Genomic DNA, 25,868 nt, shown 5'->3' with positions numbered 1-25,868 from the left:
TAGGGGTCCTTGATAAGCCTTCTGATAAACCGCGCCGCCTGCGTCGCGGGCAAGCGCGCTCCTACTGATCGACCTCGTGTAGGAGCGCGCTTGCCCGCGACGAACGTTAACGCGCAACGGCGGCGTGCCGCGTTTAACGTGTCCCTTCCAGAAAATCCTGGGCAAAGCGCTGCAATACGCCGCCGGCTTCGTAGATGGACACTTCCTCGGCGGTGTCCAGGCGGCAGGTCACCGGCACTTCGATGCGCTCGCCATTGCGCCGATTGATGACCAGCGTGAGGGTCGCGCGAGGCGTGCGCTGGCCGATCACGTCGAAGGTTTCGGTGCCGTCGATACCCAGCGTCAGCCGGGTAGTGCCGGGCTGGAATTCCAGTGGCAGCACGCCCATGCCGACCAGATTGGTCCGATGAATGCGCTCGAAACCCTGCGCCGCAATGGCCTCGACGCCCGCCAGCCGAACGCCCTTGGCCGCCCAGTCGCGGGAAGAGCCCTGACCGTAATCGGCACCGGCGATGATGATCAACGGCTGCTTGCGCTGCATGTAGGTTTCGATGGCTTCCCACATACGCACAACCGTGCCGTCCGGCTCCAGACGAGTCAGCGACCCCTTGCGCACTTTGCCGTCGACCACGGCCATTTCATTAACCAGCTGCGGGTTTGCGAACGTTGCCCGCTGAGCGGTCAGGTGGTCGCCGCGATGGGTTGCGTAGGAATTGAAGTCTTCCTCCGGCACGCCCATTTTCGCCAGGTACTCGCCTGCCGCGCTGTCGCGCAGGATGGCGTTGGACGGCGAAAGATGGTCGGTGGTGATGTTGTCCGGCAGCACTGCCAACGGGCGCATGCCGCGCAGCGTTCGCTCACCGGCCAGCGCGCCTTCCCAATACGGCGGGCGGCGAATGTAGGTGCTCATCGGTCGCCAGTCGTACAGCGGGTCGACCTGCGCGGCACTGCCTTCATCGATGGCAAACATCGGAATGTAAACCTGGCGGAACTGTTCCGGCTTGACCGATGCTTGCACCACCTCGTCGATTTCCTCGTCGCTGGGCCAGATATCCTTCAGGCGGATTTCACGGCCATCGACCACACCCAGCACGTCCTGCTCGATATCGAAACGGATGGTGCCGGCGATGGCGTAGGCCACGACCAGCGGCGGCGAAGCGAGAAACGCCTGTCGCGCGTAAGGATGAATACGCCCATCGAAATTACGATTGCCGGACAGCACCGCCGTGGCGTAAAGGTCACGGTCGATGATTTCCTGCTGGATGGCCGGGTCGAGCGCGCCGGACATACCGTTGCAGGTGGTGCAGGCGAACGCGACGACGCCGAAGCCCAGCTGCTCAAGCTCATGGGTCAAGCTGGCCGCATCCAGATACAGCGCGACGGTTTTGGAACCGGGAGCCAGGGAAGATTTGACCCAGGGCTTGCGACTCAACCCCAGCCGGTTCGCGTTGCGGGCCAGCAGCCCGGCGGCCACCACGTTGCGCGGGTTGCTGGTGTTGGTGCAGCTGGTGATGGCGGCAATGATCACCGCGCCGTCGGGCATCTGGCCCGGTGTCTCGCTCCAGGGGCCCGCGATACCCTTGGCAGTCAGTTCGCTGGTGGCGACCCGGGCATGCGGGTTGGAAGGCCCGGCCATGTTGCGCACCACGGTCGACAGGTCGAAGTGCAACACTCGCTCGTACTCAACCTGCTTGAGGTCGTCGGACCACAGGCCGGTCTGCTTGGCGTAGAGCTCAACCAGACGCACCTGCTCGTCTTCCCGCCCGGTGAGGCGCAGGTAATCCAGGGTCTGCTGATCGATGGAAAACATGGCTGCCGTTGCACCGTATTCCGGCGCCATGTTGGAAATCGTCGCCCGGTCGCCCAGCGTCAGGCTCGAAGCACCCTCGCCGAAGAACTCCAGCCAGGCCCCGACGACTTTTTGCCGGCGCAGAAATTCGGTCAGCGCCAGCACCAGATCGGTGGCGGTAATGCCGGGCTGGCGGCGGCCGGTCAGTTCTACACCAATGATGTCCGGCAGGCGCATCCATGAGGCCCGACCCAGCATGACGTTTTCCGCCTCCAGCCCGCCGACGCCGATCGCGATGACACCCAGCGCGTCGACGTGCGGTGTATGGCTGTCGGTGCCGACCAGCGTGTCCGGGAAGGCGACGGAGTCGAGCACCTGCACCACTGGCGACATTTTCTCCAGATTGATCTGGTGCATGATGCCGTTACCCGGCGGGATCACCTCGACGTTCTTGAACGCCAGCTTGGTCCAGTCGATGAAATGAAAGCGGTCTTCGTTGCGGCGGTCTTCGATAGCCCGGTTTTTCTCAAAGGCCTGCGGATCGTAACCGCCACATTCCACCGCCAGCGAGTGATCGACGATCAACTGCACCGGCACCACCGGATTGACCAGCGCCGGGTCTCCGCCTTGCGCGGCGATGGCGTCGCGTAGCCCGGCCAGGTCCACCAGCGCGGTTTGACCGAGAATGTCATGGCAGACCACTCGCGCCGGGAACCACGGAAAATCCAGGTCGCGGCGGCGGTCGATCAATTGCGTCAACGAGGCCCGCAGCGTCGCGGGATTGCAGCGGCGCACCAGGTTCTCCGCCAACACCCGCGAGGTGTACGGCAGCGTGTCGTAAGCGCCGGGCCGGATCGCCTCGACCGCCGCGCGGGCGTCGAAATAATCCAGCGGTGTACCGGGAAGCGGCTTGCGATATTCAGTGTTCATTGCGGGACTCGGTCACGGTGAAATCGGAAATGAGCGGGGAGTTCATGGGCGACTCCCCTGCCCTTGTATATCTTGCAGTTTTACTCGCCGGGCGAATGGAGACACAGCCGTCGCGAGCAAGCTCCCTCCCACGGGTCAAGCGGGTCGTGACAGTTCAGCGACGATCAATAGCAACGAACTGGCGCTGTTCGACACCGACGTATTCGGCGCTTGGGCGGATGATGCGGTTATTGGCGCGCTGCTCGAACACGTGCGCCGCCCAGCCGGTTACCCGTGAGCAGACAAAGATCGGCGTGAACAGCTTGGTCGGGATGCCCATGAAGTGGTAAGCGGACGCATGGTAGAAGTCGGCATTGGGGAACAGCTTCTTCTGTTCCCACATGACCTTGTCGATGGCCTCGGAAACCGGGAACAGCACGCTGTCGCCCACTTGATCGGCGAGCTTCTTCGACCAGCCCTTGATGACCTCGTTGCGCGGATCGGACTCTTTGTAGATCGCGTGGCCGAACCCCATGATCTTTTCCTTGCGTTCGAGCATGCCAAGGGTGCCCTGAGTAGCCTCTTCGGCCGAACCGAAGCGCTGGATCATTTCCATGGCCGCCTCGTTGGCGCCACCATGCAATGGCCCGCGCAATGTACCGATGGCTGCGGTGACGCAGGAATACAGATCCGACAAGGTCGAGGCGCAGACCCGAGCCGTGAAGGTCGACGCGTTGAATTCGTGCTCGGCGTAAAGAATCAGCGAAACGTCCATCACCTTGCGATGCAGCTCGCTGGGCGATTTGTCCAGCAGCAGGCGCAGGAAATGCCCGCCGATGGACGCTTCGTCGCTGGTGCAGTCGATACGTTTGCCGTCGTGGCTGAAGCGATACCAGTAGCACATGATGGCCGGGAACGCGGCCAGCAGCCGGTCAGTGGCGTCGCGTTGCTGCTCGAAGCTACGCTCCGGCTCCAGAGTGCCGAGCATCGAAGCGCCGGTGCGCATGACGTCCATCGGGTGGGTGTCGGCGGGGACTCGTTCGAGCACTTCCTTGAGCGCCTGCGGCAGATCGCGTAAGGTTTTCAGGCGCTGCATATAGGCCGTGAGTTGCGCCTGGGTCGGCAGCTCGCCGTAGAGCAGCAGGTAGGCGACTTCTTCAAAGCTCGCTTCGGCGGCCAGTTCGCGGACGTCATAACCACGGTAGGTCAGCCCTGCGCCGGCCATGCCCACGGTAGACAGCGCCGTCTGCCCGGCTACCTGGCCCCGCAGACCGGCGCCACTCAATACTTTTGCTTCAGCCATTGCATTCTCCAGTTCTTGAAATTGTCGGGAATCGGCTTATGACGTTTTTGTGGGAGCGGACTTGTCCGCGAAGGGGCCATGCCAGGCAATACAGCTGTTGCGTCTGAATCGGCCTCTTCGCGAACAAGTTCGCTCCCACAGTCAGTTTTCAGGTCAGCCTTTCTTCTGCGCAAACAGCGCATCCAGCTTCTGTTCGAAATCGTGGTAGTCAATTGCGTCGTACAGCTCCATGCGGGTCTGCATGGTGTCGATGACGTTTTTCTGGGTGCCATCGCGGCGGATGGCGCCGTAGACGTTTTCCGCCGCCTTGTTCATCGCGCGGAAGGCAGACAGAGGATAGAGCACCAGGGAAACGTCGGCCTCGCGCAGCTCTTCCACGGTAAACAGCGGCGTTGCGCCGAATTCAGTGATGTTGGCCAGGATCGGCACGCCGGCGCGGTTGGCGAACTGCTTGTACATCGCAAGATCGGTGATGGCTTCGGGGAAAATCATGTCCGCGCCCGCTTCGATGCACGCGGCGGCCCGTTCCAGCGCCGAGTCCAGCCCTTCCACGGCCAGCGCGTCGGTGCGCGCCATGATCACGAAACTATCGTCGGTCCGCGCGTCGACGGCGGCCTTGATGCGGTCGACCATCTCCTGCTGCGAAACGATTTCCTTATTGGGCCGGTGCCCGCAACGCTTGGCGCCGACCTGATCCTCGATATGGATCGCCGCCGCGCCAGCCTTGATCATCGAGCGCACCGTGCGCGCGACGTTGAACGCCGAAGAACCGAACCCGGTATCGACATCCACCAGCAGCGGCAGGTCGCAGACATCGGTGATGCGGCGCACGTCGGTCAATACGTCGTCCACGCCGGTGATGCCCAGGTCCGGCAAGCCGAGCGAACCGGCGGCCACGCCCCCGCCCGACAGGTAGATCGCCTTGAACCCCGCGCGCTTCGCCAGCAGCGCATGATTGGCATTGATGGCGCCGACCACTTGCAAGGGCTGCTCACTGGCGACCGCTTCACGGAAACGCTGGCCGGGAGTTTTGTTGTTCTGATTCATTGTTGACCTCGGGCAGTTTCAGCCTGGTAATGACGTTCGATATTGCGTCGCGAAGCGCCGATATGGCGACGCATCAGCAGCTCGGCCAGCTCGCCGTCGCGGTCGGCGATGGCGTCGAGAATTCTGTGGTGCTCGGCGAAGGCCTGACGCGGACGGTTGGGCGTGGTGGAAAACCGGATGCGGTACATGCGCACCAGCTGGTACAGCTCGCCGCAGAGCATCTGGCTCAGGGTGCGGTTGCCGCTGCCCTGGATGATCCGGTAATGAAAGTCGAAATCACCTTCCTGCTGGTAGTACCCGACGCCAGCCTGAAAAGCCGCGTCGCGCTCATGGGTGTCGAGGACCGCGCGCAACTCATCGATTTCAGCCTGGCTCATGCGTTCTGCGGCAAGCCGACAGGCCATGCCTTCGAGCGACTCGCGGATCTCGTACAGCTCGATCATCTCGCTGTGACTCAGCGAGACCACCCGCGCCCCGACATGGGGGATGCGCACCACCAACCGCTGCCCTTCGAGCCGATGGATCGCTTCGCGCAGCGGCCCGCGACTGATGCCGTAAGTCCGCGCCAGCTCAGGCTCGGATATCTTGCTGCCGGGCGCGATCTCGCCCTTGACGATGGCCGACTGGATGCGGCGAAAGACGTTTTCCGAAAGCGTTGCGCTGTCATCTGTCGTCTTCGAGATTTGTAGCGCTGCATCCAGCATTGTCGACACCCTTGTGGTTGGCTGCGCTGAACTTAGCCAATATCGAGGCCTTCGTCAAAGAGCAAATACAGATTGTCGACAATCGTCTAATACCCGCCAGCGCCACCGGCGAAGTTTCCTACATCCGAACCAGCCTGACGCCTCGAAAAGCCATGCTAGAATGCCGCCGCTTCGACCAGACCGTTTGTCGTCGCGCCCGCCGGCTGACGTCGCATCGCGCCCCCAATGCACTCACCACACCAGGATCTATGAGACTCATATCCCTTTCCGCTCTGTTGTGCCTGATTTCGTTGCCCGGCCTGGGCCTTGCCGCCAGCAAGACGGTCTATGGCCTGAACGAATACGCCAGACTCACCGACATCGACCTTGAAGTCGCCGCCAAGCTGGATACCGGGGCCAGGACCGCGTCGTTGAGCGCCCGCGACATCAAGCATTTCAAGCGCAATGGCGAAAGCTGGGTCCGCTTTTATCTGGGGGTCGACGACCGCCATGCGCACCCCATCGAACGCCCGCTGGCCCGGGTCAGCAAGATCAAGCGGCGCGCCGACGACGTGGACCCGGATGACGAGCAGCGCTACAGCGCGCGTCCGGTCATCAGCCTGGATGTGTGCATGGGTGAAGTTTTACGCACCATAGAAGTGAACTTGACCGACCGAAGTGCTTTCCAATACCCGCTTCTGATCGGCGCCGAGGCACTCAAGCACTTCGACGCGCTGGTCGATCCAAGCCTTAAATACGCAGCGGGCAAGCCCGGCTGTGCGTCCGTCGCTCAAAACGCAGAGTAAATCCATGCGCGCTCTTACGCTCCATCTGAAAATCCTGATCACTGTGCTGGTGACCCTGGGCATTGCGATCACGGCTTACCAGATAGTCGCGCTCGGCATTCCCGTGAGCGAAGAAGAAACCGACGACCTTTGGAACATCGACGCCAAGGTCGAGTTTGTCGCCAATCCGAAGGACTCGGTGAAGATCCAGATGTTCGTGCCGCCGCTGGCGCACGATTACATCAGCCTCAATGAAAGCTTCATCTCCAACAACTACGGGGTCAGCGTCAACCGGGTCGATGGCAACCGCCGCGTCACCTGGTCGACCCGTCGCGCGACCGGCAACCAGACGCTCTACTACCGGCTGGTTCTGACCAAGCGTTACAGCGGCGAGAAGCCCAAGCTCAAGGGCCCGATCTTCCGCGACAGCCTGCCGGTCGAGGGGCCGGAAAAGATCGCCGCCGAAGCCCTGCTCGCCCCGATCCGTCAGCACTCGGCCGACGTCGAGACGTTTATCACCGAAGCCATCAAGCGGGTCAACAACCTGAGCGATGACAACGTCAAACTGCTGCTGGGTAGCGATACTTCGTCGTCGAAAAAGGCGCAGGTCACCGAGCTATTGCTGTCCATCGCCCACGTACCGATGGAAAAAGCCCACACCATCCGCCTGATTGCCGATGAGCCGCAGACACCGGAACTCTGGCTGCGCAGTTTCAATGGCAAGGAATGGCTGTATTTCAACCCGGAGACCGGTGAAGCCGGGCTGCCGGAAGACCGCCTGCTGTGGTGGACCGGCGAAGAAAATCTGGTCACCGCCGAGGGCGGCAAGAAGGTGCAGGTCAACTTCAGCCTCAACAACAGCGAAATGAATGCCATGCGGCTGGCCAAGCTGACCGACGAAAGCACCGATGCGGACTTTCTGTCCTACTCGCTGTATGGCCTGCCGCTGCAGACGCAGCAGACCTTCATGATCATGGTGATGATCCCGATTGGCGTGCTGGTGATTCTGATTCTTCGCAACCTGATCGGCCTGCAGACCCTGGGCACCTTCACCCCGGTGCTGATCGCGCTGGCGTTCCGGGAAACCCAGCTGGGCTTCGGCATCGCGCTGTTTACTGTGATCACGGCCCTGGGCCTGTCGTTGCGTTCATACCTCGAACACCTCAAGTTGCAGATGCTGCCGCGCCTGTCGGTGGTACTGACCTTCGTGGTGGTGCTGATCGCGGCCATCAGCCTGTTCAGCCACAAGCTGGGGCTGGAGCGCGGGCTGTCGGTGGCGCTGTTCCCGATGGTGATCCTGACCATGACCATCGAGCGGCTGTCCATCACCTGGGAAGAACGCGGCGCCAGCCACGCCATGAAAGTCGCCATCGGCACGCTGTTCGCAGCCTCCCTGGCGCACCTGATCATGAGCGTGCCGGAGCTGACGTACTTTGTGTTCACCTTCCCCGCCGTGCTGCTGGTGCTGGTCGGCTTCATGCTGGCGATGGGCAGATACCGCGGCTACCGCCTGACCGAACTGATGCGCTTCAAGGCATTCCTGAAAGAGGAACAAGCCAAGTGATCGGCTGGTGGAAAACCTGGAAGGCGCTGGAAGCCAAAGGCATCATGGGCATCAACCGGCGTAATGCCGACTACGTGCTCAAGTACAACAAGCGCAGCCTGTACCCGATCGTCGATGACAAGATCATCACCAAGGAACGGGCGATCGCGGCCGGCATTCATGTGCCGGAGATGTACGGGGTGATCTCCACCGAGAAGGAAATCGACCATCTCAGCGAGATCATCGGCGCACGCAGCGACTTCGTGATCAAACCCGCACAGGGCGCAGGCGGCGACGGCATCCTGGTGATTGCCGACCGTTTCGAGGAGCGTTTCCGTACCGTGTCGGGCCGGATCATCAGCCATTCGGAAATCGAACATCAGGTGTCGAGCATCCTGACCGGCTTGTATTCGCTGGGCGGGCACCGCGACCGGGCGCTGATCGAGTACCGGGTCAAGCCTGACCCGATCTTCAAGAGCATCAGTTACGAGGGCGTGCCGGACATCCGCATCATCGTGCTGATGGGCTACCCGGTCATGGCCATGCTGCGCCTGCCGACCCGCCAGTCCGGCGGCAAGGCCAACCTGCACCAGGGCGCCATCGGCGTCGGCGTGGACCTCGCTACCGGCATCACCCTGCAAGGCACCTGGCTGAACAACATCATCAGCAAACACCCGGACACCACCAACGCGGTGGACGGCGTGCAATTGCCTACCTGGGACGGCTTCATGAAGCTCGCCGCCGAATGCTACGAGCTGTGCGGGCTGGGCTACATCGGCGTGGACATGGTGCTGGACGAAGACAAAGGCCCGCTGATCCTGGAACTCAACGCCCGCCCCGGCCTGAACATCCAGATCGCCAACGACTGCGGGCTGACTCATCGAACCCAGGCCGTGGAAGCGCGCCTGGAAGCGCTGGCGCGCAATGGTGAGCGGGAGACGGCGGCGGAGCGGTTGGCGTTTGTGCAGGAGGCGTTTGGGCACGTCGGGTAATTATTGCGCGTCACCTTGCCCGGGAGCCACGACTGTCAGGCCACGAGCGTGATGTCGTCGTTCACCGGGAAATTCGGCACACTCGGCCAGGTAGCGCCCTCGTTGAAGCTGACGAATACCTTTATGGAAAACTTCGTATCGAGCTTCAGGCGGTACATGAAGTCCCTGCCTATGCTGGCCGTGATGCCGCTCACCAGTTCCGGGGCGGTGACCTGATGGTCATCCATCACCACCGTCTCGACGGGCTGGCCGGTTGCCGCCACGCCGGCAACCTGGATGCGTACGCGCTGGGTGGTGGCCATCAGGGTCCAGGTGCCCAGTTGCAACGGTACACCGGAGTCCGGAATATTGGCCAGGCTGAGCCTGCTCCCGGCCAGGCCGGTGACTTGAATCAGCGGCAGCCGTGTCGGATCAAGCGCAAGCACTTGTAGCCGCCTGATGGCTGAAGTGTACGAATTCGACGGTCCCACGATGTCGTAGCTGACGGGAAGCCTGCTGCCTATATGCTGGGCTACGTGCTCTTTGGGAATCGCATAGCGGCGGGAGCCAGGCGGCGCAGGCGTTGAGGTTCGGTAGGAGCCCGACGCACCCGGCTCACCCCACTGCGCCCAAATGGTTTCGCCGGGATAGATGACTGCCGTGTCGGGCACGATGACGATGGCGCCCGCTGCCGCCCGCTCCGGCACCAGTGTGATCTGCTCGCCCGAACCCACTGCGCCGTCGACGTCCGGCCAGTTCAGGTCGCGCACCACGACCCGGGTCTCAAGCGTCACGGCGTCGGCGTAAGGGCTGAGGTTGCCCGCTCGATCACGGACTTGGTAATACGCCTGTCGCGGTCCGTCGCCACGACTGCGGATCATGCTGCCCTCAAAGGCGATTGCCAGCGGTCTGCCTATGTCAGTCTGGGTGAGGGTGTACGTATCGACCCGATCGTGGCTGCCCGACGTGGCGTCCCAGAACCAGGTGACTTCATCACCCGCGCCGGGCTGGCTGTAACCGGGCACATCCGCCATGACCTTGTCGTCATGAGCGGTCAGATAACCTGCCGTCACGCCGTTCGAAATGACCTCGGTGGGAAATATCAGCCGCTGGATAGAGGCAAGCACCGGGGCGGTTTTGTCGATGGTCAGGGTCAGCGGTCCGGACTCGCCTGTGTTGCCGTTCCAGGTCGTCACGACGTAATGGACGACATAGGGCCCGTCCACAAGCAGCGCCACAGGCACCATTATGAATAGATCGTCTGCGGGCACTGGCGCCGTCCAGCTTTTTTCAAGGGTCGTACCGCCCCAATGCAGGGTGACTGTCTCGGAAAAACCCGGCTGGGGATCGCTGTTCTGCCACATCGGGAACTCGATGCGCAGAGGCGCCGCAGTGGCAGAGACCGGGATGAGATTGGTGGCGCCGCCGGGGATATCGGGAAGCGCAGCCGGTACGGTTGGAGGGCCGAGATCATTCAGCCCGGTCGGAGAGAGAGTAAACATCGGGACACTCCTGTCATTGAGGGAAGGCCATCCTGGTCTTCCACGGATCATGATTGCCAATCACAACTCGGCCGGGGCAGGACTGTGCCGGATCCGTTCGGTCTGCTGTCGGATCTTTGTCGCTTCGCGGCGTACTCTGCGTTCGACGGGCCCGACCGGGCGGGCGGTGCTTTGCGGTGCTCTGCCTGAAGCTTGACCCCGAGGCGCGTCAAGCCGGGCAAGGCTGCCGCTGGATGGCGGCTGGCGGTTCGGGGTCGGGGTCGGGGTCGGCCGATGTTGATAAATAAGCCCCTGCGGCCGAACGCGATCCCCACCGCCCCTTCGCCCAAGTTCCCAAGCGGCTTTGCGACCCACCTCTCTCGCTGCAGTTCCCGTAGATGCCAGCCCGAATGTTAAAAGCGCGCCCGCCACCAGCATCCCCCCGCCGATGTAAAGCGAGGTCTGCAAGATCTTGTTATCTTTGACCTGAGTGCCCCAGACGATCAATCCCACACCCACGATGCCGAGAAGGCCCGCCAGCGCGCCTATGAAATGCCCGCTTGGGTCTGCATGGTTAACCGGGTCGCCTTCACAATACGCATACCCATTGACTCCGCCCTCATCGAAAGGGCTCAACGAGTCCGGGCTGTTGAAGCGCATCAGCACCGGATTGAAGGCGCGATAACCGTTGCCGAGCAGCTGCCACCCCGTCGTTCCTTCCGTCAGTTCACCGTTGAACGCGAGGCCGGTGACCGCTTGCGAATCCGGGTCGCGCCATCCGTAGGGACTGTAGGCGATAGCACCGTGCGCGTGGTCTACAGCCGCTTCAGCCAATACACTTTGATGAGTATCGCAAGCCAGCAGCACCGCCCCCTGTGCGACGTCGCTGGGTTTTTCGCCCAGCAACTGCCCGGCGCCGCGAACGAAGGTACTGGCCTGCGAGCCGTTCATGCGGCTGGCCAGATCGTCCCCGCGGTAGAAACGCTGCTCATTGTCCTGGCCCGCGCTCGCCAAACGGTCTACCGGGTCATAAGAGTAACGGTTTGACTCGGTCCCATCCGACTCCTCGACTGCCAACAATCGATTGAGTGCATCGTAGGTCAGGGTGCGTTGTCGCTCGTCGTGGATCAGGTTGCCGTTGGCGTCGTAGTCCAGATCGATCTGTGCCGGATAGTTCACGCTGTCCGAATGCGTGATGCGTCGAAGCTGGACAGGGTCGCGTTCGTCATAAGTGAAACGCGCCAGATCGACACCTTCCGGCGAGCGGGTTTGCACCAACATCATATTGTCCAGCTCATCGAATGCGAAAACCTGCTGCCTGATGATCTGGCCATAAGGGTCCACGGGCGGCTGACTGCCCTCGCAGCCATAGACTTCGAGCCGGCCACGCAGGTCATATTGATAGGTTTCGTCACGCAGCAGCTGCGCCCCCTGCATCAAGGTACGACGCACCACAGCGTCCACTGCGTCGTATTCCTGTGCCAACGTCTGGATCACTCCGTCAAGGACGAAGGTGCGCAGCTTTTCGCGCCCCAGATCGTCATATTCCAAGGTCACCTCCAGACTTCGCCCCCCTTCAAGGGTATGAATACTGCGCAGCCGCCCCAGGGCGTCATAGCCAAAGGATGTCGAGAGGCTGTCCAGGTCCGTGGCTTCCAGACGCCCGGCCCGGTCGTAGCGATAATGCTGGGTCTGGCCAAACACGTCAGTGTAGGTGAGCAGCCGCCCGGTACGGCTGTAGCTGTAGTGCATGGTCATTGGCTCGCCTCCGGCCTGGAGTCGAGTCTCGGTCTTGAGATCTCCGGTGCTGAAATAGCTGCGCGTCAGCGTCTGATCGGCCTCGTGACAGCTCGACAAGCGCGCGTTCGTCCTATCGTAGTCATACTGCGCCGTCAGACTCTGCGGCAGGTAACGATGCAGAGGTTGGTCATGCAACTGCGGTTGGTAGTCGTAACCGATCTGCTGGCCGGCGGGCGTGGTTACGCTCCCAGGCTGCAATTGCCCGGCGTCGTAGGCGAATGTCTGGAGACGTCCCCCCACCACTGATTCGATCCTGCGATCCAGACCATCGAACCGCTGGGTGCCCAGTTCGATTCCATTGACACTTATGCCGGTTGGCAGGTCGTCTGTGCTGTGCCCGGCATACCAACGCTTGACCACAGCCGTGTCCGGCAGCACCGTCTCGGTCCTGCGGTCGAAAACGTCGTAGCGGTACTGCGTCCAGGCATCGCGGCCGTCGTATTCCTCTGCCGTGCGTCCCAGGCCGTCATACAGGTAGCGGTGCAAACTCAACCGCCGCCCCGATTTATCCAGGCGCTCGACCCGCGAGGGCTTTTCGAACAGGTTCATCCAGGTTTCGCTGGTGCCGTCCGCAGGCCCATCCCGGCCCGGCCCCAGGTGCCACCTCCGGACAATCGGCCCCATGGATTCGGGGGTCCCGATGGGATCTGTCCGCGCAAACTCTCGGACGCCATCAGGCCCCGTCTCGCACATCTGCTCGCCCCAATCGTCAAAATCGTACACCCGCTTGAGCGCCAGCGTCTGAGTATCCAGCCAGTCGAATTCGGTATGTGCAATGACATGACCGAATTCATCGTATGTCGCCTCGTAAGTCTGACGAAACTCTTCAGGTTCGGCACCATCGGCGTTCTGCCGCTCTTCGACGACCACGCGGTTGAGTCCGTCGACGAGGGTACGCGTCGCTACGCCGTTGACGTCCGTCGCACCTTGAACGGCCTGCTGCCCTTGAAGCGACGTCAGGCTGTACTCATAGGTGCGGGACGCTTCGAACTCAGTACCTGGCGCTATGGTTTCCCTGACTACGCGTTCCAGCACGTCATAGCGGTAGCTGATCTGGACGTCGTTATCGGTGTCGTGATCCAGCAGCACCTCGCCGTTGAACAACGAGTGTTGACGGGTCATCTGTTTCCGGTTGCCGTCAAAGCCGGTGAGCGTTTCGACGACCTGCCGCACAGTCTCCCCGGCCTGTCGACTGAAGAGCGTGCTGTAGGCGTACTCGGTCTTTGTCATCTGGCGATTCAGCGTCTGGCTCTCGCTGTGCAGCAAGCCGTGAACTGTTGCATCGTCGGGCTGGTTGTAATAACTCTTATCGGTAATTTGCACGGGAGTGGTGTGCGCGTCGTCGCCTGCGGTGAGCGTTTCTTCGCTCAGCGCCAGCCAGGCCTCGGCTCCGCTGACCGACAGAGCAGGCAGGGTCTGGTAACGATAGCCGACCCGGACAGCTGACGCCTGCCCATGCTCGCTGATCGCCGGCCATGTGGTTTGATCTTTCTGATGACGGACGAATCCTTGCGGATCGGCCGGGCAGCCCTCCTCGCCCTCCCGGCTGTACCAGGTCAGGGTTTCCCGGACCCCGCTCGTTTGCACGCGTTCCACAAGATTCCCGTGTTCGTCAAATGCGGTGCGCTCAACCACAGAACGTAAACGGCTCGGGTCGACCTTCAAAAACCAGGTCGTGGTGACAGCCGTGGGCAGTTGAAACTGCGCAGGCTGCTCGTCGAATGGCACTTCCAGCGCGTGGTACTGGGTGTCGAGACGTTTGACGCAGTCGCCCTGAGTGGTGATGTCTTCAAGCACCAGATGGAATCGGTTGAAGGTGCGGCTGACCGTGCGTGCTGCCAGACCGCCGATCATCAGGGTTTCCACCGAACCATACTCATAACCGGCCGGCGCCTTGTACAGGTTGTCCAGACCGTCGTCGTCCCAGCCGATGGGCGCGCCGTTGCCCAGGAAATTATGGTCGGTGTAGCTGTAGGTGACCTCGACCATCGGTTGTTCGAAGCCGGGGTAGACGCGATGCCGGGTGACGCGCGGCAGCGGATCGCGGGCCACGCCCGGATAGCGATGGCCGCCGTCCAGGTACTCGATGGTTTCCCGACCGCCTACCGGGGTCTGCACCTCGGTCAGACACAGGACGTCGAACAACGTCTCGTACTGGAAGCGCCAGGACGCCTGTTCTTCGGTGGGCAACACAATGGCCCTGACGTGCCCGTCGCCGTCCAGTTTCATCTCGAACGTCGCCAGCGGTCCGCCGCCTGGCCCGCTGCCGGGGTGCAGGTGGAACCTGACGAAGGTGTCATTGGCGTCGCGCTCGATGCGCAGCAGCGTGCCATAGGCATCGCTGACGGTTTCCAGCCGCTGGCCGCCGCGAAACGGCAGATAGGTCAGGCTGACCGAATGACCCGAGGGCGCGAGCATCTGCACTGGCAGGGCCACGCGGTTGTCGGCGCTGCCGCCGGTGTGCAGTATTTCCACCAGACCGGACTTGTGGACCACCCGATAGCTGTCGTTGCCCTGGTCGTAGAAATGAAAGCTGTCGAGTTTCTTCTCCTTGATCACCGGTTGCGGGCCGCTGCCGGTGACCTTGAACGTCTCGCCGGTGCTCAGGGCCAGCATCCGGTCGCCGGGGGTGTATTGCGACAGGTTGAGGTTCCAGCCCAGGCCGAACCCCGAGTCGCCGAGGTTCAGCGGGTTGAACTGCAACTGCAGGGGCACGGCTGGCCCGCAGAGCCGGTTGCTCTTGAGCTCGGGCATGTCGACCGACACGGTGTACTGACCGGTGCGGGCGTCGACGCCTTTCAAAAGAAAGCTCAGAAAGTGGAACGCGTTGGAGTGGATGGCATTCTTGATTGTCATGGCAAGTCCCTGCCGATGTTTTGCTTTGTCGCGGTCACGTCAGGGGGACGAGAAAACGCATGAGCGAAGCCCCCCTGCGACGTGGCGTTAGTCGCCCGTCAGCGCGCCTGCAACCTCAGTTCGTTGCGGCTGTCCGGCAGCGTCGGCGGTGCGAATCCGACCTGCAACTTATGCCGGTTGCCCTCTTCATCCAGCAGCACGAACACCACGGGCGGATCCAGGCGCGCACGATAGCCATGCAGCGGATCTCCGCCAGCCAGTGCGTCATACCAGTACGGCATGTCCGCAACACGGTGCAGACTGAAGATCAGTCCGCCCGGCGGCGGGCCGGCGTCACCATGAAACTGCTCGTCCACCGGCGCTTGCAGGACCCTGCGCGCCAGCGCCCGATAAAAAACGTCGAACGATAGACCGGCAGGCCGTCGATCACTGACGCCATACGGCATCGGGTAGAACGCCTGGCCCGTATAGCTGAAGAACTTTTCTTCGAGATATTCGCTTTCCCACTGAATGGTGGAAATGTTGCCTTCAAATTCCACGGTGGAAAATGCAATGGGATAAAGCCCCATTTTCTTGTACGTGAGCCGCCAGTGGTCAACGGAACTAAGGTAAAAATCAAAATCCTTGCCGGGGTCGCCCTCCTCGCCTGAATAACCATCGCCGTTGTAGACGCGCTCCCGATGAAGTTCATAAGAGTGACCGGGGCCAGGCGTCGGGTCCACGCTTGGCGGTCTGACGCCTCTGACCGTAATGGTTCCCTCGCCGCCGATGTCCTCGTTGGAGCGCCACCAACTGCCGTTGTCGGCCTGGAACTGCGCATAAAACGAGCGCGCCCCGTCCACCGCCATGTGGATGAAAAACTCTCGGTAGCGGGTAGCATTATTGGCGGGCTGAGGCGCGCTATACCTGCTGCCTGGCCCCGCTTCGCCCGATGAGTACAGCCGAAACCGGTTCGGACGCACATGGACAGCCCAGTCGGCGCTATCGCCGTGGTTGATACCGTCCTCGAAGCTGTCGACGAAGGGCACCACCTGGCCGGTGAGTAGATCGACCAGCTGCAACTTGGAGAGCTCCACATCGCTGACCGGTATCTGGACATCCTGGCCGTCGATGTTCACGGGATTGGTCTCCAGCTTGATGACGACCGGAATCTGCTGATAACCGTTCGAGTAACAAGCCGTCAGACCGCCGGGGGCTTCGACGCTGAATTCCAGGAGTGATTCCCAGCGCACTGGCACGTATTGCTGCTGGACCGGCTGGCGGTTGATGACCGAATAGCCCCACTGCGGCGGGAAGACGGGATTTGGAGGCGGTAATTCGCAGACCACCACGCTGATCCAGGACTCGCTTTGCGCGGGGGCGGTGTAAACGCCGTTCTCGACCGCGCCGTCGCCGATCACGCTCCAGTTCAGCAAGGCCGGATCAATGTCGCCGCCGACTCGCAACTGCACTGTATCTTCGGGCGCCATACCGGTGACGTACCAAGGCTCGACAGGCAGATACATCGGCTTGTTGATCAACAGAATCGCAGCAAGCGCCCGCTCCCGACCGCCCTCCTCCCAGCTTTCGACGTATTGCATCAGGAGCGGTTCAGATTGCAACTGAGAGGGAGGGAAGTAGTTCTGGCTGTTGGCGTCCAACGGCTCCAGACGAGCGCCCAGCGTCGGCTCCAACAGCCGAAACTGCAGGGGCGCCGTGCCAATGGTTGTGGCACGCAGGGTGACCGGTGTCATATCGGTCCCGCTCTTGATCTGGATCACCGGCGCAATGTTTATGCGCTCGTACCGCTCGTGCACCAACGCCGACGTGCGTTTTTCGACCCCCTCATCGTCGTAGGTAGCGGTCACCACCACCGGCAGGCGGTCCCGACGCATGGCGGACTGCGCCGACGCGGTGTAGACGCCGTTTGCGGCGATAGTGCCCACCAGATTAGGGTAATCGGGACTACGGACCGTCCATTGCACGGCCGGAATTATCGAACCGTCGGCGTAGCGGGCGAGAAACTGCTGGGTCGCGGCAGTGCCGAGCTCCACGGAAGAAGGTTCGATGACCAGCCCGTTCGGCGTAAGCGCCACATTGCCGAAAATCGCCAGGTCGTAGGGGCTGTAGCGTCCGTCTTCGCTCTCGACGAACCGATTGTCGCCGGGGAACATCATATTGCCGAGCACTTCCAGCTGCCGTTCATCCACCAGATGAAGGTAGGGGCGAGCAACCAGGAGCGAGGCGGAGTATCGGGGCGCTGTGCCGGAGAGATCGTCGGGGATCAGGTAAGGGAAGTTGCTGCCCTCGATCGGCAGTCCCGCAGGCGGCTCGCCCTCCTGAGCCTTGATCCGAATGAACACCACGATAGCGCCGTCGCCGTAGTTGACCGCTCGTTCATTGTCGGCACCAGGCGCGCGCTGAGTGCGTACGGCAAATGCGGTCGGACTCAGGGGATCGTAGCTGTTGAGCTCCACCTTACCGATGGTGAAGCGCCGCTGCTGTTCGGGCTGCCCGGCAAAATAGCGCTGAAAGTACTGCCCCATACGTTCACGGATTCTTTCCGTGCTGCCCAGATTGCAGGTTACTTTTTCGCTGACGGAAAGGTCCACCGTCAAACGCCCCTGCTTGTCCACCTCCCCATACGCCTGGCCCAGGTCGACCGTCATCCGCACGTAGAAGCCCATGTCCTCGGTAATTGTGATGGCCTTCAGTAGGGTGGGCGGCACGCCGGCAGCGTGCCGCTGGCTGGAAAACGAACCGCCCACAATGTTCATGGTCAAGGTCAATGCCGAACGGTTAAGCGATGCCGTCTCGAAGGACAGGATCGGCGCGCCCATTACTATGCCCCGCAGCTCCATTTCTTCGGTGCGGTCGTCGTTTACATAGAACGTTTCGGTGTAAGGCAGCAGGAACCGCAGGCCATCCAGCCCCTCGATGTGCTGTCGGGCCAGCAAACGGTTCACCTGGTCGCGGCTGTAGGTAACGATTACGCCCCAGCCATGGGTGACATTGCCTTGCTCAAGGCGCTTAAGCAGATTTTGAAGAGAATTGTCGGTCATGACGAAGCTCCCGCCGAATAGTGCTGCGCCAGCGCAAGAGTCAGGGGCAGCGGAATAATCAGGTAGCCTTCAAAAGCAGGAAATGCTGGGACTGGCGGCTCGACTCTCGCCGTTATCAGAGCGAATCGGTGCTGCCCAACCGGATCTGTGGTATAGATGCCTGTTTCCGGGTCCAGCCGTCCGTTGCCGGCCAGCAGCGTCCACACAGCACCGGATTCGATCACCCCTTCACCCAGATCGGCGACCAGTCGCACGCTGCCTTCCGGCAGATCAGCATCTGGCTGGATACTGATTATCGCCGTCGGGGGTTTATGTACTACCAGCACATAGGACGTGTAACGAGCTGCCTGGCCGGACCGCTGGACATGGACCTCGTCCAGACTGAACGCCTGCGTTGCAGGCTCGGTAGACGGCTGTGGCGCAACATAGGTGTGATCGCCGCCCGGCTCGGTGCTGGCGAGTATCTGCGAACCTGCCACCCCACCGCCCAGCGACCACTGCAGCTGACTGCCATCACGGGCAGCGGCGGACATTTCGGTTTTCATCCCCACTCCGCATACCACAACCAGAGGGTTGAAGGTCACATCCCGTAATACCACGGTAATCAGAGCGCTGCTCGAATGGTCGCCCCGAGTAGCGGTTACACGGACACGACTGAAAGCGCCCTGAACATCCTGTACCGCCGGCGCGGTATATAACCCGCTCGAAGGGTCGATGACTCCCGCATTTTTGCTGCTGCCGGCAACGCTCTCCACCCTCCAGGAGACACCGGTCACAGCCGGGACCGTGGTCAGTTGCAGCCTCTCCCCCGGGCCCACCATAGCTTCTACAGGGCTAACGACAAAGCCGTTGGCCCCAGGGGCGATCCTGCCGGGCACGCACAGGTCACCCGGCAGATGCGCCCCGACCGGTTCGAACAAGTAGCGGTCTCTGAAGAGAATGCTGTTGAGCCGGAACACGTCCAGATCCTCCAGAGGCCTTACAAAATCCTGAGCGCTGCCGCGTAAATGTGACGCCAGCTCGCTTTCCAGGTAGCTTGCAACTTCACCGAAATGGCTCGCGACTTCAGAGATATCGGCAAACTCAAGAGGCGAGATCTTGCACTGCATGACCTCCAGTTCGGGCACCGCAGCCCACCGCAGCGCACTGGACTGCGCGTCAACCTGCAGCGCAAAGGTACCGCGCCAGTTCCATGCCTGCCCCACGTCCTTCGTATAAACGCTGTTGTGCTCGGTTTGCAGCGCTATTGGCAAGTTAACGTACCCTTGCCACGCTACGACCAGAATCTCCTGCTCGATCGTCAGTTCGAAACTTGCCCGATCGGCCCCCTCGCAAGCCAAGGGTGCACGCAGTGCACAGGTGATGGACGGAAAATGGGCCAGTCCGGCACTTATTGGCCGGCCCGGCCGCTCTCCACCGGTCGCGCTCATGCCGGTGATGAAGCCCCGCGAGTCGATCTGAGTCTGGAAGGTCACGGCCTCTGAATTATCTGCAAGGCGTCGACATCCTTCTTCAATGAACTTGCGCATCAGAAAGTCGTTGCCCATCAGCAGGGTCGAGCTCAGGCCCTGAGCGTCGTCGGCCGGAATCAGATACGGCAGATCGGCGTCGTTCTCGGGAAAGGTACCGTACTTCTCCCCCTCCATCGTCACGAACATCAAGACCGCGCCCAGCCCATAGTCGGTACTCCCCGGCTCGTTCGCCCCCGGCGGTGCGTGGGTACGGATCTGGACATTGTGGGGTTTGAGCGCCTGTCCTTCGGAGCTGGCAATTTCACTGAGTACGAACACCTTCTGCTCGTCCGGAAGGCCCTCGAAGTAGGCGCGGAAGAACTCTCCGCCAATTCGGCGATGGTCACGACTGTCGGCGAAGTTCACATCGATTTCAGTGCCCTTGGACAAATCGATGACGACCCGTCCTTGTACATCGACCGAGCCGAGCAGGACTGCCAGGCTCAGGCCCATGGTGATATCCGGGCCGTTCACTGCGTCGTAGGATGAGACTTTGACGACTTGATCAATGCCGCCGGGCGGTTTGCGGGTGGTCAGCTGCGTACCGCCCACCACTCGCACCAACAGCCTGGCGAGCGACCACTTCACCGTGGCGTTCTCGAACGACAGGCGTGGACAGTCCAGCGTGAAACCATACAGGTGCTGCGCCTCCTCCTCGCTCATTTCCACCCTGGCGGTAATGGGTCTGAGGTAACTGGTAGCCGCGAAACGCGAGATGTACTCCTGGATCAAAGCCACGTTGGCGTGGGACCTATCGTAGGCGACGATCGCGTTCCAGCCCAACGAACGGGGTTTCTCGCGGAGCCACTGCAAAAGGGAAGCTGCGGTAAGACGTTCCATGTCGATCACCTTTATGCGTCGCCGGTAAGGATCTTTCCGGCCCGATCCGCGCCCAGGACGGGCACGGCTTTGAAGTAGGCGTCCGACCGCTCTAGCGCAGTCATCAGCACGGGGAGTTCCATCAGCGGTAATGGCAGGATGATGTAGGCCCTGTATGCCGGATAAATGGGTGCGGGTGGCGGGATCTCCCCGACGACCACAGCGAAGCGGTAGTGCGAGTCGGGGTCCGCCTGATAGACGCCCCTCGAATTGAGCGTCCCTTCTCCCTTGAGCAGCGTCCACTTCAACCCGGAAAGCTCACCCTCCTCCGGCGTAAGGGGCCCGTCACCCAGATCCATGAGTAGCTGGACCCTGTTCTGATCCATGGGTTGGAGCTTGATCGTCGCATTGAGATTCTTGTGGATGACCAATACCCAAGCCGAGTCGGTTCGACCGGCGGGGTCCGTCACCACAACCTCCTCCATTGTGAAAGCAGCTTCCGGGTCGGCTGGGCCTGCGACGAAGGTATGATCTCCATCCTCTATCACACTGGGCCTTACTGATGCCCCTGAATCGCCCGCTACTGACCAGGTCAATGGGCCGTCCCCCAGACTGCCGGCTGTGAGTTCGCGGATCTGCTCGCTATCGGCCGAACTCGCCCCACAGACCTGGACCATCGGATTGACCAGAATCTCGCGCACCAACACCGTGACCAACGCGGAGTTGGAGTACTCACCCTGCTGGGCGGTAACCCTGACTCGTATGAATTGCCCGTCGATCTGTTCCCTGCCAGGGGCTGTGTATTTGCCCGATGCATCGATAGAGCCTGGTGAACCGGTTTGACCGGGAATATTTTCCACGCGCCATGAAACACCCGCGACCTGGGGTTCGATCTTGAACTGCACCTGTCCTGCCGGCCCCGTCTTGGGTTCCAACGGTGAAATGGCGAACTGCGTCAGTCCCGGTGCGAGCTCACCGAGCATCGCTAAATCACCGGGATCCTGCGAGCGCGTGAACTTCACGACATTGGCGCCTCGAAACAGCAGGCTCTCGAGACGGAACACATCGATTTCCTCGGCCACGGATGCAAAAGCCTCCATTGCGTTCTCCAACTCGCTAGTCAGCCAGGCTTCGATATATTGCGCCAGTTCGGTAAAATGTTCCGCGACCTCCGGATGGTAGACGTAATCTCCTGGAGACACCTTGCATTGGATGAGTTTGCCCTCTGTCAGAGGCTGAATTTTCAATTCACCGCTTTCGTCCTGCACTTGGAACTTGAAGGATTGTTCCATTCGCCAGGACAGACCGACCGAGTGGCCGTAGTTGCCGTCCGTCATCTCCGCTCGTGTTCCAAGATCGGTGGTTGCGGTCCAGCTGAAGACCAGCCGCTCCCGAACCCGGTCGATATTCAGCGTGGCAGACGCCAAGGGTAGTGCTGCGGCATAAAGGACGAAGAGTTCGAAGTTCGGCAATTCGCCAGTGGCGACCTCTCCTGTCGGACGTGCTCCGCTCGTGATGTCAATGCCTTCGGCGAAGCTTTCAACCGGGCCTCTGACGGTATGACCGACCGCGCTGCCCATGGCCAGCCTTCGCAAACCCTGGACCAGAACCTGCCGCACGAGAAAGCGCTGCCCCATCAAAACCGTGGCAGAGAAATCGCCAGCGGGTATCAGGAAATGCAGATCCTCGTCCAACGCTGGAAGGGTGCCGTTGTCTTCGTCTTTCATGGCGATGAACAGCAAAACTGCGCCTTCGCCGTGGTTCGCGGCGCGGGCCAGCCTGGCGCCAGGCTCGGCATGGGTTCTGAGCACAAAGTATCGCGGTTGCAGGAACTGTCCTTCCTCGCTCCCAATCTCGTTTAGCACAAAGGTTTTTATCTTCGGTTCAAAGCTGCTCAGCTTGCTCTTCATGAACTGGCCGCCCTTTGTCCGCTGATTGAGCGTGGGGGCGAAATATAATTTTGGATCGGTACCGGTTCCCAGATCGAGTTGGACCTTGCCGGCCGAATCCACCGATCCCTCGACGACCTGCAGGTCGATATCGACCGTGTATTTGGGTCCCTGCAGTGCGTTGTAGCTTGAAACCCGCGCGACTGCGGGACCGGAGCCCGGCTCTTCGCGGATGCCGATCTGGGAGCCGCCCATGACGGTCATTGCCAACTTGGCTTTGGAAGCGCTAATGACCGAATTTTCGAAAGACAAGCGTGGCGCATCGATCAGGTAGTCATAGACCCACTCAATCTCATTCTCAGTCGTGGGCACCCCCCCTTCCAAGGGGGGCAGATAACTGTCGCTGCTGAACCGGCCGATGTATTCCTGCAACAGCACGACATTGGTTTTGCTCCTGTCATAGGCGATGATTGCGTTCCAGCCCAGCGTTCTGGGCGTCACACGCAACCAGGCGAGCAAACTGTCTATAGAAGGCCTCATTGTTCAATCTCCTTTTGAAAAAGTCTGTGCCGGCAAGATCAGGGGATCAGGCGTACACCAGAGTTGCCAGGGAGCGGCATGTTAGTTTCGCCCCCGTCGAAACTGACCGAAGCGGTCAGGGTGATGTATTCATGCAGCTTCAGCCCGCTTAAAAACGCTTTGGTTACCCTGCTTGTTGCCTTGCCCGCAGATTGTTCCTGCTCCGTCACGGGCAACTCGTCCCGGACAACAACTCGCGCAGGTGCACCGGTCACCCCGACGCCTTGCGCTACCAGGCTGACCAGTTGTCCCTGCGCCATGAACGGCCAACTGTCCAGACGCAGCGGTTCACCGTCAGCAGGTACGTTTTGCAGCGAAAGGCTTGCACCGCCGCCTAACCGGTCCCACTGAATGGTGGGATAGCGGGCCTGATCCAGCGGCACGACGCGCAGACCGAACGGGACGGAATCGCGTGTCTTGCCAACTGCGGGAGCGAGCCTGAAGAACACACCGAAACGCTTGGTTTCTCCGGGCCCCATGTTTGCCGGCACTGCGCTCGCCGGGATGAAGAAGCGCCGCGCTTGCTGGTCACTGACCGGGTCGGGTGCGACGTACTGCCCCCCGGCAGGGTGCCCTTGCCAATGCATGACGAGCCGGTCCCCAGCCGCCAGAGGCACGGTTTCAGGCACCCGGATGAACACACCGTTAATGGCATGCTGGGCCAACAGATAGCCGTGATATGCACCGGGATCACCCTCGGCAATGGCTCGCTCGACGATAGGTGGAGGTAAAGGCTCGGCTTTCCGGATGTCCACCACCAATGCCTCGCTACTGAGTCCGGCCCCGTGCCGGGCGAACTGGTAGGAGAGCACTAGCGCGGCGCCATCGTTGGCCGTGAGCCACTGAGGCCCGACCTTGAATTCGACCGACCCGTTCTGGAGGTGGGAAGCATCGATGCGCACCGAGTCGACAAAGCTGCCGGCGCTGTTCATACCGTCGCCGTACAGGACCACATGGTCGTCGACCTGCATGCCGGAGTAGGCAATGAGCCGCAGCACGACGCCCTCTGGAAAATCGGCGGGGTCCATCGGCTCTCCGGCGACATGCCCGACCAAAGTCGGCGGTACCAGCCTCGCGGCAACGGGAGGTTCGATCCTGAAGGTCTGAACGGGCGAGTCCTGGGTGGGTCCGCCTTGCCCAGGCGTCAGCCTGTAACTCACTTCAGCGTAACCACCGTCGACGATCAGCACCTGACTTACGGGTATACCTATCTGAAGTGGCCGGCCAAGCTGCCCCGCGCTGACCGTCAAGTCTCGTTTCCACTGGGTAGGGACGCCTTCAACGTAGCCCTGCCAGGTAAACGCCAGTCCGTCACCTTCAGCCATCGATGCATAAGCGGGGATGACCGCAAGCGCCTGCACTTGCACCCCGTCGGCGTCGATGGCCAGATCATGGGACGGCTTGAGCTGTGCGACGGGGAGTGGGTTTCCTTGAAACGGAGAAGACGTATCGCTGGCTGCGGGTCGGGACTTGTTCATCTTCCGGTGCCATCCTGAGCGCTGACGTTAAATTGCTTTTACGGGATTTCTACGCCCCTCCACCGCCGTCGGCCAGCTAGCGCAACTGCTAGGTTGTGAGGCACTGCAAAAGCCCCTAGCTTGTGAACGACGCACATGAGCCGTGCCTCACGTGTGCACCACACAGAGATAACGAAGATAACTAGCGGCAACCGGCGAGTCGATATCGCCATACGGCACAGGAGGTGCCTTGAAATGAAAACCCACATCTACGCAAGCCTGACGGCGCTGGCTCTGTTTTGCACAGCGCACGCCTATGCCCAAGATGATCAGAGAGCCATCAAACCGCGAGCGCAGGCCACGGTTATCAACGACGCTTCCTTGTCCAGCGATCAGACGGAGAGCGACCATGATTTCACTTGCGGCGCCGAAAACACTGGCACGTCGGGCTATGTCATTGTCGACCGTAAACATGTTGGTGATGAAAACAAACCGACTAACTACCTCTGCGCGAAGGTCACACAGTTCGTCGTACTCGGTCCTCCTACTGACGAAGAGTTGATAAACAACGAACCCGATGACGGAAACCGTGTCATCTGCCCGGACAATAAAGTCCTCACCGGGCGGAAACATGTAGGTGATGAAAACGATACGGAAGTGCTGCGCTGCGCCACTCTCAAGGATGACTGGGACAATGACATGCAGGTTATTCACAACGACAACTGGAGCGCGCCGGTATCTGAACACAACCATAATTACACTTGTCCGGCGAACACGGTGATGGTCGGCAAATACCATAAAGGGGATGAGGAGGGAAACACCGAATATCTGTGTGGGCAGCTCTGGTGACGCGGGTAGCCTGAGCACCGGATTTTTGCAGTTAACAAGGAGTTGACCCATGACCGTTCTGATAAATGATCCCACCCCTTCCACAGCCGGCTCGTTGGTTATCCTCGACAAGGACAATGCCAAGTATGTAGTGCCTGGTCCGCCCCCTGGCTCAGGCGAGCTTCACGCATGGGATCTGGCGCTTCCCCATATGCCTTGCCCAAATAATGTCGCGCGAAAAATACAGCTGGGGGAATTCAGCTCCGCAACTCGGATAGAGCTTTGTGACAGGGTTTATCCCGAATTCCGAAACCACGAATTCCTCCTGGTACTTATGACGACTCACAAAACAACCTCCACGGAGCTGATTGAACTCGAGACAATATTCACCTACCAAGAGGGGCGGATCGTGCAACCGGGACTGCTGTTGGTAAATAAGTACTTACGCAGTGGGGCGTCAATTCGCGACAATCTTTCATACATAAAATTCTACGGCCCTACTACACCGCCTTGATTAAAGACCTGAACCATAGCCTCACACAGGCGTATAAAAAGCCAACTCGCTACAGGGAGAGTT

General features: G+C 60.9%; 15 protein-coding genes. 5 read left to right on the top strand and 10 right to left on the bottom strand.

The features are described 5' to 3' along the window. Positions 1-133: 133 nt before the first annotated feature. The 4 genes from acnD to J3P77_RS09030 form a co-directional block, all read right to left on the bottom strand. Positions 134-2,719: a Fe/S-dependent 2-methylisocitrate dehydratase AcnD gene (gene acnD, locus J3P77_RS09045; RefSeq protein ID WP_434681210.1), complete on the bottom strand. Its 2,586-nt coding sequence runs from the start codon at positions 2,717-2,719 to the stop codon at positions 134-136. A gap of 154 nt (positions 2,720-2,873) precedes the next feature. After that, positions 2,874-4,001: a bifunctional 2-methylcitrate synthase/citrate synthase gene (prpC, locus tag J3P77_RS09040; protein WP_434681209.1), complete on the bottom strand. Its 1,128-nt coding sequence runs from the start codon at positions 3,999-4,001 to the stop codon at positions 2,874-2,876. 153 nt (positions 4,002-4,154) lie between these two features. Continuing rightward, on the bottom strand, positions 4,155-5,048 hold the full coding sequence (gene prpB / locus J3P77_RS09035; protein WP_434681208.1) for a methylisocitrate lyase: 894 nt from the start codon (positions 5,046-5,048) through the stop codon (positions 4,155-4,157). Next, a complete protein-coding gene (locus J3P77_RS09030) occupies positions 5,045-5,752 on the bottom strand; it encodes a GntR family transcriptional regulator (RefSeq protein ID WP_434681207.1) in 708 nt (235 codons plus the stop codon). The genes prpB and J3P77_RS09030 overlap by 4 nt, the downstream gene beginning before the upstream one ends. Positions 5,753-6,000: 248 nt before the next feature. Here J3P77_RS09030 and J3P77_RS09025 point away from each other — a divergent pair, with 248 nt between their 5' ends. The 3 genes from J3P77_RS09025 to J3P77_RS09015 are packed head-to-tail and all read left to right on the top strand — an operon-like array spanning position 6,001 to position 9,051. Then, on the top strand, positions 6,001-6,537 hold the full coding sequence (locus tag J3P77_RS09025) for an ATP-dependent zinc protease family protein (protein ID WP_434681206.1): 537 nt from the start codon (positions 6,001-6,003) through the stop codon (positions 6,535-6,537). A gap of 4 nt (positions 6,538-6,541) precedes the next feature. Next, on the top strand, positions 6,542-8,080 hold the full coding sequence (locus tag J3P77_RS09020) for an inactive transglutaminase family protein (protein ID WP_434681204.1): 1,539 nt from the start codon (positions 6,542-6,544) through the stop codon (positions 8,078-8,080). Next, a complete protein-coding gene (locus J3P77_RS09015; RefSeq protein WP_434681936.1) occupies positions 8,080-9,051 on the top strand; it encodes an alpha-L-glutamate ligase-like protein in 972 nt (323 codons plus the stop codon). The genes J3P77_RS09020 and J3P77_RS09015 overlap by 1 nt, the downstream gene beginning before the upstream one ends. 35 nt (positions 9,052-9,086) lie before the next feature. On the opposite strand, the gene J3P77_RS09010 is transcribed toward J3P77_RS09015, so the two are convergent. From J3P77_RS09010 to J3P77_RS08985, 6 genes are all read right to left on the bottom strand, one after another. Beyond that, on the bottom strand, positions 9,087-10,532 hold the full coding sequence (locus J3P77_RS09010; RefSeq protein WP_434681203.1) for a hypothetical protein: 1,446 nt from the start codon (positions 10,530-10,532) through the stop codon (positions 9,087-9,089). Positions 10,533-10,592: 60 nt separating this feature from the next. After that, the gene (locus J3P77_RS09005; RefSeq protein ID WP_434681201.1) at positions 10,593-15,167 is read right to left on the bottom strand and encodes an RHS repeat domain-containing protein; all 4,575 of its coding nucleotides are present in this window, start codon (positions 15,165-15,167) and stop codon (positions 10,593-10,595) included. A 98-nt stretch (positions 15,168-15,265) separates the two neighbouring features. Next, positions 15,266-18,208, bottom strand: a complete 2,943-nt coding sequence (locus J3P77_RS09000; RefSeq protein ID WP_434681199.1) for a hypothetical protein — start codon at positions 18,206-18,208, stop codon at positions 15,266-15,268. Beyond that, positions 18,205-20,559, bottom strand: a complete 2,355-nt coding sequence (locus tag J3P77_RS08995; protein ID WP_434681198.1) for a hypothetical protein — start codon at positions 20,557-20,559, stop codon at positions 18,205-18,207. The genes J3P77_RS09000 and J3P77_RS08995 overlap by 4 nt, the downstream gene beginning before the upstream one ends. A gap of 11 nt (positions 20,560-20,570) precedes the next feature. Then, positions 20,571-22,967 carry a hypothetical protein gene (locus J3P77_RS08990; protein ID WP_434681197.1) on the bottom strand — a complete coding sequence of 799 codons (2,397 nt, stop codon included), beginning with the start codon at positions 22,965-22,967 and terminating at the stop codon, positions 20,571-20,573. A 38-nt stretch (positions 22,968-23,005) separates the two neighbouring features. Continuing rightward, complete coding sequence (locus J3P77_RS08985; RefSeq protein ID WP_434681196.1) at positions 23,006-24,484, bottom strand: hypothetical protein; 1,479 nt, start codon at positions 24,482-24,484, stop codon at positions 23,006-23,008. A 234-nt stretch (positions 24,485-24,718) separates the two neighbouring features. On the opposite strand from J3P77_RS08985, the gene J3P77_RS08980 reads away from it, so the two are divergent. Then, positions 24,719-25,312: a hypothetical protein gene (locus J3P77_RS08980; RefSeq protein WP_434681195.1), complete on the top strand. Its 594-nt coding sequence runs from the start codon at positions 24,719-24,721 to the stop codon at positions 25,310-25,312. A gap of 49 nt (positions 25,313-25,361) precedes the next feature. After that, a complete protein-coding gene (locus tag J3P77_RS08975; protein ID WP_434681194.1) occupies positions 25,362-25,805 on the top strand; it encodes a hypothetical protein in 444 nt (147 codons plus the stop codon). Positions 25,806-25,868 lie beyond the last annotated feature (63 nt).

It is taken from the genome of Pseudomonas sp. R1-18, assembly GCF_051132095.1.
Lineage (GTDB): Bacteria > Pseudomonadota > Gammaproteobacteria > Pseudomonadales > Pseudomonadaceae > Aquipseudomonas.
Note: the sequence above shows the minus strand (reverse complement) of the source record. Positions and strands in the feature narration are given on the sequence as shown.

What these genes read in the sequence shown, in the direction of transcription:
- acnD (WP_434681210.1), bottom strand. Translation starts at nt 2,719, where the DNA reads ATGAACACTGAATATCGCAAGCCGCTTCCCGGTACACCGCTGGATTAT.
- prpC (WP_434681209.1), bottom strand. Translation starts at nt 4,001, where the DNA reads ATGGCTGAAGCAAAAGTATTGAGTGGCGCCGGTCTGCGGGGCCAGGTA.
- prpB (WP_434681208.1), bottom strand. Translation starts at nt 5,048, where the DNA reads ATGAATCAGAACAACAAAACTCCCGGCCAGCGTTTCCGTGAAGCGGTC.
- J3P77_RS09030 (WP_434681207.1), bottom strand. Translation starts at nt 5,752, where the DNA reads ATGCTGGATGCAGCGCTACAAATCTCGAAGACGACAGATGACAGCGCA.
- J3P77_RS09025 (WP_434681206.1), top strand. Translation starts at nt 6,001, where the DNA reads ATGAGACTCATATCCCTTTCCGCTCTGTTGTGCCTGATTTCGTTGCCC.
- J3P77_RS09020 (WP_434681204.1), top strand. Translation starts at nt 6,542, where the DNA reads ATGCGCGCTCTTACGCTCCATCTGAAAATCCTGATCACTGTGCTGGTG.
- J3P77_RS09010 (WP_434681203.1), bottom strand. Translation starts at nt 10,532, where the DNA reads ATGTTTACTCTCTCTCCGACCGGGCTGAATGATCTCGGCCCTCCAACC.
- J3P77_RS09005 (WP_434681201.1), bottom strand. Translation starts at nt 15,167, where the DNA reads ATGACAATCAAGAATGCCATCCACTCCAACGCGTTCCACTTTCTGAGC.
- J3P77_RS09000 (WP_434681199.1), bottom strand. Translation starts at nt 18,208, where the DNA reads ATGACCGACAATTCTCTTCAAAATCTGCTTAAGCGCCTTGAGCAAGGC.
- J3P77_RS08995 (WP_434681198.1), bottom strand. Translation starts at nt 20,559, where the DNA reads ATGGAACGTCTTACCGCAGCTTCCCTTTTGCAGTGGCTCCGCGAGAAA.
- J3P77_RS08990 (WP_434681197.1), bottom strand. Translation starts at nt 22,967, where the DNA reads ATGAGGCCTTCTATAGACAGTTTGCTCGCCTGGTTGCGTGTGACGCCC.
- J3P77_RS08985 (WP_434681196.1), bottom strand. Translation starts at nt 24,484, where the DNA reads ATGAACAAGTCCCGACCCGCAGCCAGCGATACGTCTTCTCCGTTTCAA.
- J3P77_RS08980 (WP_434681195.1), top strand. Translation starts at nt 24,719, where the DNA reads ATGAAAACCCACATCTACGCAAGCCTGACGGCGCTGGCTCTGTTTTGC.
- J3P77_RS08975 (WP_434681194.1), top strand. Translation starts at nt 25,362, where the DNA reads ATGACCGTTCTGATAAATGATCCCACCCCTTCCACAGCCGGCTCGTTG.